7 protein-coding genes are annotated in these 11,503 nt (G+C 50.8%); 6 read left to right on the top strand and 1 reads right to left on the bottom strand.

Features of this window, described 5'->3' with window-relative positions:
• Window positions 1-42 precede the first annotated feature (42 nt).
• A complete protein-coding gene (locus IQ256_RS26335; RefSeq protein ID WP_228025309.1) occupies window positions 43-1,662 on the top strand; it encodes a GMC oxidoreductase in 1,620 nt (539 codons plus the stop codon).
• A gap of 132 nt (window positions 1,663-1,794) precedes the next feature.
• Here IQ256_RS26335 and IQ256_RS26330 read toward each other — a convergent pair whose 3' ends face one another.
• Window positions 1,795-2,061 carry a DUF4404 family protein gene (locus IQ256_RS26330; protein WP_193858666.1) on the bottom strand — a complete coding sequence of 89 codons (267 nt, stop codon included), beginning with the start codon at window positions 2,059-2,061 and terminating at the stop codon, window positions 1,795-1,797.
• Window positions 2,062-2,523: 462 nt separating this feature from the next.
• Here IQ256_RS26330 and IQ256_RS26325 point away from each other — a divergent pair, with 462 nt between their 5' ends.
• The 5 genes from IQ256_RS26325 (at window position 2,524) to IQ256_RS30565 (ending at window position 11,408) form a co-directional block, all read left to right on the top strand.
• Window positions 2,524-3,339 carry a cyanophycinase gene (locus tag IQ256_RS26325; protein ID WP_228025308.1) on the top strand — a complete coding sequence of 272 codons (816 nt, stop codon included), beginning with the start codon at window positions 2,524-2,526 and terminating at the stop codon, window positions 3,337-3,339.
• A gap of 529 nt (window positions 3,340-3,868) precedes the next feature.
• Window positions 3,869-6,646, top strand: a complete 2,778-nt coding sequence (gene cphA, locus IQ256_RS26320; protein WP_193858664.1) for a cyanophycin synthetase — start codon at window positions 3,869-3,871, stop codon at window positions 6,644-6,646.
• A 230-nt stretch (window positions 6,647-6,876) separates the two neighbouring features.
• A complete protein-coding gene (pruA, locus tag IQ256_RS26315; RefSeq protein WP_193858663.1) occupies window positions 6,877-9,927 on the top strand; it encodes an L-glutamate gamma-semialdehyde dehydrogenase in 3,051 nt (1,016 codons plus the stop codon).
• Window positions 9,928-9,971: 44 nt separating this feature from the next.
• The gene (locus tag IQ256_RS26310) at window positions 9,972-11,135 is read left to right on the top strand and encodes an ATP-binding protein (protein WP_370623554.1); all 1,164 of its coding nucleotides are present in this window, start codon (window positions 9,972-9,974) and stop codon (window positions 11,133-11,135) included.
• 66 nt (window positions 11,136-11,201) lie between these two features.
• The gene (locus IQ256_RS30565) at window positions 11,202-11,408 is read left to right on the top strand and encodes a hypothetical protein (protein ID WP_370623553.1); all 207 of its coding nucleotides are present in this window, start codon (window positions 11,202-11,204) and stop codon (window positions 11,406-11,408) included.
• Window positions 11,409-11,503: the final 95 nt, after the last annotated feature.

Raw genomic sequence — 11,503 nt, 5'->3', positions numbered from 1 at the left:
AAAAGCTAGAGAATCACATCGGTGCAATATGGATGTTCATTCATGAATACAACCGTTCAGTCAGAAAGAAGATGGCAGAAAGCGAAGAACCTGTTTTTTCCTCTGTCCTTTACTAAAATGCACTACCTGTTTACCGATATTCTAGAAATAGGCGAACAGGCGACACTACGCCGGCAGGTGGTCGTCGTGGGCTCTGGAATTGCTGGCGCTGAAGTAGCGACGTATCTAGCGCGTCATGGTCTAGAGGTTGTACTGGTAGAAAGCGGTCGCGAGCAGTTTGATCCGGCCATCCAAGCCCTCAATGACGTTACATTCTTAGGCAAACGTCATCGTGAACTTAATCCAAATTCTTACTATCACCGATACCTACCACCGGCCCTGCGCGGCGTCAGCCGAGTACGTCAGTTTGGAGGAACCAGCAATATTTGGACAGGAAAGTGGAAATACTTTCAGCCTTCTGACTTTGAGAAAAGAGAATGGATACCAAACAGCGAGTGGCCGATTAAGTTTGGAGATCTTCTAGAGTACTATCGCTCTACCGCTAAAGATTATGGTTTTGGCGATTTAGAAGCAGAAGCGGTTCGCCTAGAAATCATGGCGCTTCGCTCGAAGGTAGAAGCCGCTGGGCTGAAGGTCAGCAGCTTCTATTGGGAGCAAACGCCAACTCGTACAGCCAAGCGATTTGGTGATGAGATGAGGCAATCCAAAAACCTACAGGTGCTGATGGGCGCAACGGCGACTGAACTATTATTGGATGAGTCTAGACAGCGTGTGAGCAAAGTTGTCTGCCGATCGCTAGAAGAAAAAGAGGTCACCGTCGAGGGCGAAGCCGTTGTGTTGGCCATGGGCGCGTTTGAGTCAGCTCGGTTGTTGTTAGCATCTGATCGACAGCTGACTTGCGGTATTGGTAATCAGCACGACCTGGTAGGACGGTTTTATATCGATCATCCTAAGAATCATACTGGCTCACTTCGACCCGGTGCGCTGACTAGAGAGTATGCTAAGGAACTACAGTTCGCACCTAAACCTCGCTTTTGCACGTGTTTTGCGTTAGACGATAAGACTCAACGAGAAGAAAAGCTGCTAGAGCATTCGCTGTATATTAAGCCGATCTATGAAACGCGCCTAGGCGCTCTACGTAGGATCTTGACCTTACGACCGACTTGCCAAGATAACAATGGCATAGTCGATCACTACCGCGTCAACTTTATCGTAGAGCAAGTTCCACATCGAGATAGCCGCATCATGCTAAGCAATGAGCGCGATGCGCTTGGAAAAAGGAAGCTAGCTGTCAACTGGTGTTTCACTGACCAAGACAGATACTCCATCGCAAAAACGCTACAGATTCTGACAGAACGAGTTGAAAAATCAGGTCTGGGTACCTTCGATTTTGGAGAGAATCCGCCGTCGCTAGAAGCAGCAACTGATGCGGCTCACCAAATGGGCACAACTCGAATGGCAAATCGACCAGAAGAGGGCGTTGTCGATACAGACTGCCGAGTGTTTGGGACTGATAACCTCTATATTTTAGGGTCGGCAGTGTTTCCAACTGGACCGTCGTATTCACCGACATTCACGATATTGGCACTCGCCCGTCGATTGGGTCAGCATCTGCGCCAGACGATTCCGCTTCAATCAGCAGCGAATATGGCTAAGCAATGAGCCTAGGAAGTAAGGCTTGTTGGCGGCAGCAGGTTTGCTTTCAGCTACGGATGTACTGTCTGTGCTCATACAGCGGGTCAGGCAACGGGTCAGGCAAAAGTAGCTGAAAGCTTTCGAGCACTAAGAGCTTCACTATATGCCCATGCTGCTGAGCGTATTGAGCAGGCGACCTAGCGTGTTAGTGACTTTTGGGTGGTCGGCTTCAAACTGTTCGATCAGGGCTGGCAACTGCTGTAAGGTAGCCTTTCTGCGGCTCTCGTCGTCAGGCGATTGGACTTGCCTCTCGACATCAGTTATCAGTGCTAGCAGCTTATCTTTGGCAGCTAGATCGGTGGTTGCAATTTGGTCTAGCTCGGCTCGAAGCGCTTCTATAGACTGATTGATGTCTGATTTGCTCATTTCTTTGTTCCTCTAGAACCACAGCACTCCATAAGCAACAGCACTTGATTAGCAGCTGTTTTGGCTTGCAACTATTGTACGACTAGGCAATAGACATAAGCCGTTATTTTTCCAAGGTGTTTCTATGGCGCTTCTTTCATGGCGCTTTAGAGGTACTTCAGCGGTGCTCCTCTATTTTTTCGTAGTCTCCGATACAAATACCAGATAATTACTATTGATAAATTAAATATTGAGCAAACAGTTTTGATGGTTTTTACTATGCCTGTAAATGTTGCCGTATGATACTGACTCTTGCCTGATTCACTTCGCGCTAGGGGATGGTTCGCATCATGCTGTGCCCTGCATCGTGGCCTGTAGGTTGCGGCCTATAGACGGCCAAGTGGATTTGTCGCAGTTGTCTCTTTAATAAATAGCGAGGATACCTCTATGCTGGAAGTGCAACCACTTTTAGCTCACAAGCCTATGACAGTGTCTACCCAGTACCCAGTGATGATCATTGGTGGGGCAGAAGACAAGACAAACGGGTGCATTATACTGAACGCATTTGTTAAGAGTGCAGGTGGCAACAATGCGACTATCGGCATCATTCCGTCTGCCTCTAGAGAGCCTGCTATTGTCGGCGATAGGTACTACCAGCTATTTACAGCAATGGGCGCTCTGCGGGTGCAGGTTCTTGATATTCGCTACCGCAGTGAGTGCGAAGAAGAGCGCTGGCTAGAGGTCTTAAATGACTGTAGCGGGGTTTTTATTACCGGTGGGGATCAGCTACGGCTGCGTGATCTGATCGGTGACACTCGCTTTTTACAGCGGCTCAAAGAGAAGCTGACTAAATCTGAACTGGTGCTCGCTGGTACGAGTGCGGGCGCAGCCGTGATGGGTAAGCAGATGATTGCAGGCGGTAGTAGCGGCGAATCTCCTAATCAAAGCCTGGTAGATCTGACCAGTGGCCTGGGCTTTGTTCCTGAGCTACTAGTCGATCAGCACTTTCACAATCGCAATCGGATGGCGCGGCTGTTGAGCGCGATCGCAGCGCATCCCAACCGACTAGGCGTTGGTATCGATGAAGACACCTGCATAGCCATTGCTAACGACGGCGTCTTTCAGGTGCTTGGCAAAGGCACCATCACCGTCATTGACCCTGGCAATCTAACTCACACTAGCTACCCTGAAAGCCTAGAAACCTCGCCGCTGAGCTTGCATAATCTTAAGGTTCATGTGCTCAACCAAGGCGATCGCTACGACTACAAAGCCCGCGCGCTCATGCAGATGCAAAGCTAGGCTACAGATCCAAAGCTAGGCAATAAATCAGCGTCAATCGATGCTTGAGAAATGGCCAAGACTAGCCAAATAGCTCCGAATGTTTAATAACTCCAAATGTTTAATAACCGTATATGTTGTGATAACGAGACCTGATGACTTTCTAGAATCTAGCTGCGCCTGTACATAGAACTTGTGTATAGGAATTGACATAAAGATAGTTAGAAGCGGCTTAGAAAAAAGAGATATCTATAGAATGTTAGAAGTCGAAAAAGAACGTCGAACCCCTGTGCCTACGCCTCAGGTTGGAGGAAATAGCATATCCGTTGTTATTTCAATACTGAGCAGCAGTAGGTTTATAAGAGACCTTAGTCAACGCTAAATACACTGCTGATTTTCCTGCTAGAGAAAGAATTTTTACTTTAAAAGTCCTTTGTATCGGAAGTCAGACAGCGTATAAGATGAGTTTGAATTTAGCTAAGTTTTATTTAGTTTTCCTAAGAGTGTTAAGCCTCAGTTCTTGCCTACTCGGTTGCCCACACCAAACATTATGAAAGTTCTCAAAACTCAGACGCTGCGCGGACCAAACTATTGGAGTATTCGATACGGGAAGCTGATCGTCATTCGCCTCGATCTAGAAGATCTGGCCGAGCGACCTTCTGATACGATTGACGGCTTTTACGAGGGTTTGGTCGCAGCGCTACCTAGCCTGGTAGAGCATTTTTGTTCTCCGGGCGTGCGGGGTGGATTTCTTAGGCGCTTGCAGACTGGCACGATGATGGGTCATATCGTGGAGCATGTTGCTTTAGAGCTACAAACGCTAGCGGGTATGCACGTCGGTTTTGGACGCACCCGAGAAACAGCCGATCCCGGTGTGTACCAAGTTGTCTTTCAATACGAGAACGAGGCCGCAGGGCGCTACGCGGCTAGAGCCGCACTTAGACTGTGTGAGAGCATCATAGAAACTGGCGGCTATCCAGACTCTGAAATTCAAAAAGATCTCTATGATTTAAGAGAATTACGCGCGGCGGCGGCGCTAGGACCCAGTACTGAAGCCCTGGTACGCGCCGCTGAGGCCCGCAACGTTCCTTGGCTGGAGCTAGACGTTCGCAATCTGTTGCAATTTGGCTATGGTGTCTATCAAAAGCGGGTACAGGCATCATTAACTTCCCACAGCAATATCTTGAGCGTGGAGCTAGCCTGTGACAAAGAAGCGACAAAGCGGATATTAGGAAATGCGGGTGTCCCGGTACCCAAAGGAACGGTGGTCTACTCTCTGCGTGAACTGGAAGACTCGCTTGAGTATCTGGGTGGCTATCCGATCGTTGTCAAGCCGCTAGATGGCAACCACGGCAGAGGCATCACGCTAAACATTAGCAGTTGGGAACAGGCAGAAGCTGCCTACGATCTAGCGCGTCAGGTGTCTGATGGTGTGATTGTGGAGCATCACTATCAGGGCCGGGACCATCGCATTCTGGTGGTCGATAATAAGATGGTGGCCGTGGCTGAGCGGGTACCGGCTCACGTTATTGGCAACGGCATTGACACGATAGAGACGTTAGTCGATCGCGAAAACCGGGATCCGCGTCGAGGCGAAGGCCACGATAATCTCCTGACTCAAATTAGGCTAGATCGAATGAGCGATCAGCTGATGGACTCTCAAGGCTACACCCTAAACACGGTGCTTGAATCGGGTGAGATTTGCTATCTAAGGGCAACTGCGAACTTGAGCACAGGTGGCATCGCCATCGATCGAACTGACGAAATTCATCCCGGAACAGTCTGGATTGCTGAGCGCACGGCCCGGATACTGGGTCTAGATGTGGCTGGCATTGATGTCGTTACCACCGACATTTCTAAGACGCTGGCGGTGGCGGATGGAGTTATTGTCGAGGTCAACGCTGCGCCTGGCCTGCGGATGCATGTCTCGCCTAGCCAAGGGCTAGCTCGCAATGTGGGCGCTCCCATTCTAGATATGCTGATGCCGCCTGGTCAGCCTACGCGCATTCCGATTGTGGCGATTACTGGAACGAACGGGAAGACAACAACCACTCGGCTGACGGCGCATATCTTCCGCCAAGCCTATGGCACGGTCGGCTATACGACGACTGACGGCATTTATATCGGCAATCATCTGGTTGAAAAAGGGGATACGACTGGCCCCCAGAGTGCGCGGATGATCTTGGAAGATCCAACGGTCGAAATGGCAGTATTGGAGACTGCTAGGGGCGGACTGCTCCGCTCTGGGCTTGCCTTTGATCGGTGTGATGTTGGCATCGTGCTGAACGTAGCCGCAGATCACCTAGGGATTGGTGATATTGATACGATCGATCAGCTAGCAAAGCTGAAGGCGGTTGTGGCTGAGTCGGTAGCGGGCGATGGCTACGTGGTGCTGAACGCGGATGATCAGCGCGTGGCGGCGATGGCAGAGCGGGTAAAGGCAAAAGTAGCCTACTTCTCATTGGATTCAAAGAACCCTTTGGTGCGATCGCATCTGGCTAAAGGTGGGATTGCGGCTGTCTACGAAGAAGGCTATCTCTCGATCATTCAGCAGGACTGGCTGCACCGCGTCACCAAAGCCGAGCTGGTGCCGTTAACCATGGGCGGGCGCGCTGATTTCATGATTGCAAACGCGCTAGCAGCTAGCTTGGCCGGTTTTGTACAGGGCATCAAGATCGAACAGATTCGAGCGGCTTTGCATAGTTTTCAGCCGTCAGCCAGTCAGATTCCAGGACGGATGAACCTGTTCGATATGGGCAGGTACCACGCGCTAGTAGACTATGCTCACAACCCGGCTGGCTATGCGGCGATTGGCAGCTTTGTGAAGAACTGGCCAGGATCTGCGATTGGGGTTGTCGGTGCGCCAGGCGATCGCCGAGACGAAGATTTCGTTGAGCTAGGACGGCTATCGGTCGATATTTTTGATCGAGTCATTATTAAAGAAGACGCTGATAGGCGCGGGCGATCGCCTGGCGCGGTCGCGGCTCTAATTGAGCGAGGCATGCTTCAGGTAGATGAAAGCCAGCGTGCTGACTTTTCCTATCACATTGAGCTAGATGAGACTAAAGCCATTGACCATGCGCTAAACAACGCTCCTGATAATGGCTTGGTGGTGATTTTGCCAGAGAGTGTCAGCAAAGCGATCTCTTTGATCTCGGCAAAAGGCCCTGTCTCTGAAGGATTCACCCCTGGAAGTTCCCCTCAGTCTGCGGCGTCAGGTACTGCGGATTTGGAGACTGCGGATACCGAGCTCACAGAAGATCTCAGCCATGCTCCAAAAAAAGAGCTGCAGCTATTTAACGGGGCGACCGCATCTTCTATTCTGTAGCCTCTTTAGCTATAGCTTGTCATCTATAGCTTGTAATCTAGGTGCAGAGCTGCCATAGCTAGCAAGCTACGATTTAGAAGGCTAATTATTTACTTCGGGGCTTAGGATGCTAGGCCCCTTGTATTTTTTTGGGTATTTTTTGGGTTTGAGTTTGGGTTAATTGAATGTTCTTGGGTTAGCGTTCTAAAGTTAGCGCTCTAAAGTTAGTTAGGAGCTGTAGGAGAGTTTCGATGGTTATTAATGCATCTCGCGTGACGACAAAGCCTTCGACCCAGGTCGATTATGAAGGGAAAACTCAGGCGATCGCCCGGCAGCTATTGGCTGATAGCCGGGGGAAAGGGTCACTTTTCTCGTCTGTAGTCTCTAAGATGCGAGACCAGCTTCGATGGGACGATAAGCTGCTAGCTTGGACGATGGAGAACCCTGGTCTGCGAGTGCAGATGTTTCGCCTGATCGATTGCTTGCCAGCGCTGACCACGAAAGCAGAGATCGCTAGCCACTTTCAAGAATATTTAGGCGATGCCAGCGTAGAGCTACCCCAGGCGCTAAAGAGCTTGCTCAACTTCGCCGATCCGAACTCTATGCCGGCTCAAGTGGCCGCTACGACCCTATCTGGGGCAGTAGAGACGCTGGCTCGCAAGTACATTGCTGGGGAAAATATCAAGCAGGCGCTCAAAAGCATTGAACAACTGCGAAAGCAGTCAATGTCGTTCACGATGGATCTGCTGGGTGAAGCAGTTGTCACCGAGAAAGAAGCCGAAGCCTATCTGGATCGCTATCTAGAGCTAATGGCGCAGCTAACGGAAGCCGCGAAGGATTGGAAACCCGTCGCGAAGCTAGATACCGCCGAAGGCAAACCTTTGGCGAAGGTGCAGGTTTCCGTTAAGCTAACCGCCTTTTATTCTCAGTTTGACCCATTAGATGTTGAGGGCTCCGAAACCAAAGTCGGTGAACATATTCGGACGCTGCTACGAAGAGCCAAAGAGCTAGGCGTGGCGGTTCACTTTGATATGGAGCAATATCGCTACAAAGACGCGACGCTGATGGCTCTAAAGAAGCTGCTGCTGGAAGAAGAGTTCCGCTCGCGCTCTGATATTGGCATGACATTGCAGGCATACCTGCGCGACAGCTACTCTGATCTTGAAGATTTGATTGAGTGGGCGAAAAAGAGAGGCACGCCCATCACACTGCGACTGATCAAAGGTGCCTATTGGGATCAAGAGACAATCACGGCTAGACAGAACTATTGGCCGACCCCAGTCTATAACCACAAGTCTTCAACCGACGCCAATTTTGAACGGATGACTCGGCTGCTGCTAGAAAACCACGAGCATCTATATGCGGCCATTGGTAGCCATAATGTGCGATCGCAAGCCTTAGCCCTAGCCATCACCCAGACGCTGGATATTCCAACTCGCAACGTCGAGTTTCAGGTGCTGTACGGGATGGCCGATAGTCTGGCGAACGCGCTGGTAAAGCAAGGGTATCGAGTCCGCGTCTACTGCCCATATGGCGAGCTGATTCCAGGCATGGCCTATCTGATTCGACGCCTGCTAGAAAACACCGCCAACAGTTCATTTTTGAAACAGAACCTAGAAGAGCGTCCAGCCGAAGAGCTGCTGGCCATTCCCCAATGGGGGCCAGGCGACGGCGACGATGTTGAACCTGGAAGCACCCTAACGCCGATCGCGCTGCCGGATTCTTCGGTCACTCGAATCAATCCTTTTGCCGATACTGACTACGCGGTCGCTCAGAAGCGCAGCGATGCCGATGCGGCGCTAGAGGCTGTGCAAAAGCAAGTTGGTAAAACCTATAGACCGCTGATTGACGGCGAGTATGTGCAGACCGCTGAAACGGTGCAGTCGGTGAATCCGTCTCGTCCGGCGCAGCTAGTCGGCACCGTCGGCCAAATCAATATTGAACAGGCGGATAGTGCGATCGCAGCCGCCAAAGCCGCTTTCGACGCTTGGAAACGCACCCCTGTAAAAGAGCGAGCAGCCATCATCAACAGAGCCGCCGAGCTGCTAGAAGAACGCCGCCACGAGCTCAATGCCTGGATGGTACTAGAAGGCGGCAAACCTTTACAGCAGGCAGATGCGGAAGTCTCGGAGGCAGCGGATTTCTGTCGGTATTACGCCGCCGAGATGGAACGGTTAGATCAAGAGATTGTCTACGATGTAGCTGGAGAGCGCGATCGCTATTTCTATCAGCCCAAAGGCATTGTGCTAGTGATCTCTCCTTGGAACTTCCCACTAGCAATCCCAACGGGCATGACCGTCGCCGCACTAGTCACTGGCAACTGCGCTTTGCTTAAGCCAGCGGCAGTCACCTCTGTAATCGCAGCTAAGCTAACCGAGATTTTCGTCGATGCCGGTATTCCCAAGGGCGTCTTCCAATACGTACCTGGCCGGGGCTCAACGGTAGGCTCACACATGGTGAAGCACCCGGATGTGAATATGATCATCTTCACAGGTTCGCAAGCAGTCGGCTGTCAGATCTATGCAGATGCGGCCATCTTGCAGCCTGGGCAAAAGCATCTGAAACGAGTCGTCGCCGAGATGGGTGGAAAGAACGCCATCATTGTGGACGAAAGCGCCGATTTAGATCAGGCTGTTCAGGGCGTAGTCTATTCAGCCTTTGGCTATAGCGGACAAAAGTGTTCTGCTTGTTCTCGGGTGATTGTTGTTGCTTCTATTTACGAGACTTTTGTAGCGAGGCTAGTCGAAGCCACAAAGTCTTTGAATGTAGGAGATGCGATTGAGTCTAGCACTAAGGTGGGGCCGGTGATTGATGCTACCGCACAGCAAAATATCCGAGACTACATCGAGCAAGGCAAAGCTGAAGCCACGCTGGCGCTAGAACTGCCTTCGCCTGAGCCTGGATACTTTGTTGGACCTGTGATCTTTACCGACGTTGATCCTCAATCAACCATCGCCCAAGAAGAGATCTTTGGACCAGTGCTAGCGGTGATCAAGGCAGAGAATTTTGATCAGGGGCTGGCGATCGCCAACGGCACTAACTATGCCCTCACAGGCGGACTCTACTCTCGAACCCCTTCTCACATCGATCGGGCCTACGCAGACTTTGAAGTCGGCAACCTATACATCAACCGCACCATCACTGGCGCTATCGTTGCCCGTCAACCCTTTGGCGGCTTTAAGCTCTCCGGCGTCGGCTCCAAAGCAGGTGGCCCCGACTATTTACTACAGTTTCTTGATCCTCGCACCGTGACCGAGAACGTACAGCGTCAGGGCTTTGCACCTATCGAGGGCGTGGACTAGAAACGGCTGCGCTACACTTAGCTTGAACTTCTAATCAAGCATCTATGACTCGCTGGTTTAATACCGCAGGCCCCTGCCAGGCGGATATTCACTATATGCTACCAGCGCTAGAGCGGCTCCCTTCTGTAGAGCGGTTGATTTTGCAGCGAGGATATTTTGTTATTCACGCACCGAGGCAAACGGGTAAAACTACGGCGATGCTAGCCTTAGCACAGCAACTGACTGAGCAAGGAAAGTATGCCGCAGTCACGGTTTCGGCTGAGACTGGCGCGCCTTTTGCCAACAATGTAGGAGAGGCGGAGAATGCAATACTAGAATATTGGCGATGGATTTTTCAGGCGACGCTGCCCGAAGATTTGCGTCCGCCTGAAGAAACACAAGCGCCGCCTGGTAGACGAATAGTCTCTTTTCTGCAATCTTGGGCAGCAAAATGTCCCCTTCCTATTGTCTTATTTATTGATGAAATCGACGCGCTAGAAGACGATGTTTTGATCTCTGTGCTAAGACAACTGCGAGCTGGATACCCTCGGCGTCCGCGAAATTTTCCTCAATCGCTTGCGCTGATCGGGCTGAGAGATGTCAGAGATTACAAAGTAGCTTCTGGTAGCAGTCCGAGACTAGGCACCGCTAGTCTTTTTAATATCAAAATAGAATCTCTAACGCTACGAAACTTCACTCATTCCGAGGTAAAAAGCTTATATAAGCAACACACCGTCGATACAGGGCAAGTCTTTACAGATGAAGCCGTCCAGCTAGCGTACGATCTAACACAGGGACAGCCATGGTTGGTCAATGCATTGGCACGTCAGATGGTAGAGGAATTAGCACCAGATCCCTCTGCTGAATTGACTGTGGAGCACGTGAAGCAAGCAAAGGAGATTTTGATTCTTCGTCAAGATACTCACCTCGATAGCCTAGCGGAACGATTGCGAGAACCTAGAGTTCGGGCAATTATCGAACCGATGCTAGCTGGTCAAGAATTAGGAAATGTATCTAATGAAGATATTCAATTTCTAATAGATCTAGGCTTGTGTGTCATGAGTCCTGCTCAAGGATTGACGATTGCTAATCCTATCTATCGCGAGGTGCTGCCACGAGTGCTGGCTTTTACACCCATGGCCGCTTTGCCGCAGATTACGCCGACTTGGCTGAACGCTGACGGTAAGCTGTCGCTAGATAATTTGCTGCAATCTTTCCTCAGCTTTTAGAAGCAGCACGGAGAGCCACTGCTAAAAAGCGCACCGTATCACGAGATTGCGCCGCATCTGGTGATGATGGCATTTTTACATCGGGTGGTTAATGGTGGGGGGTCGCTAGAGCGTGAGTATGCCCTGGGCACAGGCCGCATGGATTTGTGCTTGCGCTATGGCCCGACTGTACTGGGTATTGAAATCAAGGTTTGGCGAGAGGGTCGGACAGACCCAGCAAAAGCTGGACTAGCACAGTTAGTTGACGCTCTCCCCCTAACCCTATGGGTATAGTCGGAGATTCTTGCTTCAAAGACTCTTAACTAGATACCTAAGCAAGCTTAAGTACCCCCGTCAGCCCGTCTCGACAAGCATTTTAATTAACGTCC

The sequence above is a fragment of the cf. Phormidesmis sp. LEGE 11477 genome (genome assembly GCF_015207105.1).
Taxonomy (GTDB): Bacteria; Cyanobacteriota; Cyanobacteriia; order Phormidesmidales; family Phormidesmidaceae; genus Phormidesmis.
This window is presented reverse-complemented; position numbering and strand designations above follow the sequence as displayed.

Coding starts and splice junctions, on each gene's coding strand:
- IQ256_RS26330 (WP_193858666.1), bottom strand. CDS start 2,061: ATGAGCAAATCAGACATCAATCAGTCTATAGAAGCGCTTCGAGCCGAG.
- IQ256_RS26325 (WP_228025308.1), top strand. CDS start 2,524: ATGACAGTGTCTACCCAGTACCCAGTGATGATCATTGGTGGGGCAGAA.
- IQ256_RS30565 (WP_370623553.1), top strand. CDS start 11,202: ATGGCATTTTTACATCGGGTGGTTAATGGTGGGGGGTCGCTAGAGCGT.
- IQ256_RS26335 (WP_228025309.1), top strand. CDS start 43: ATGAATACAACCGTTCAGTCAGAAAGAAGATGGCAGAAAGCGAAGAAC.
- pruA (WP_193858663.1), top strand. CDS start 6,877: ATGGTTATTAATGCATCTCGCGTGACGACAAAGCCTTCGACCCAGGTC.
- IQ256_RS26310 (WP_370623554.1), top strand. CDS start 9,972: ATGACTCGCTGGTTTAATACCGCAGGCCCCTGCCAGGCGGATATTCAC.
- cphA (WP_193858664.1), top strand. CDS start 3,869: ATGAAAGTTCTCAAAACTCAGACGCTGCGCGGACCAAACTATTGGAGT.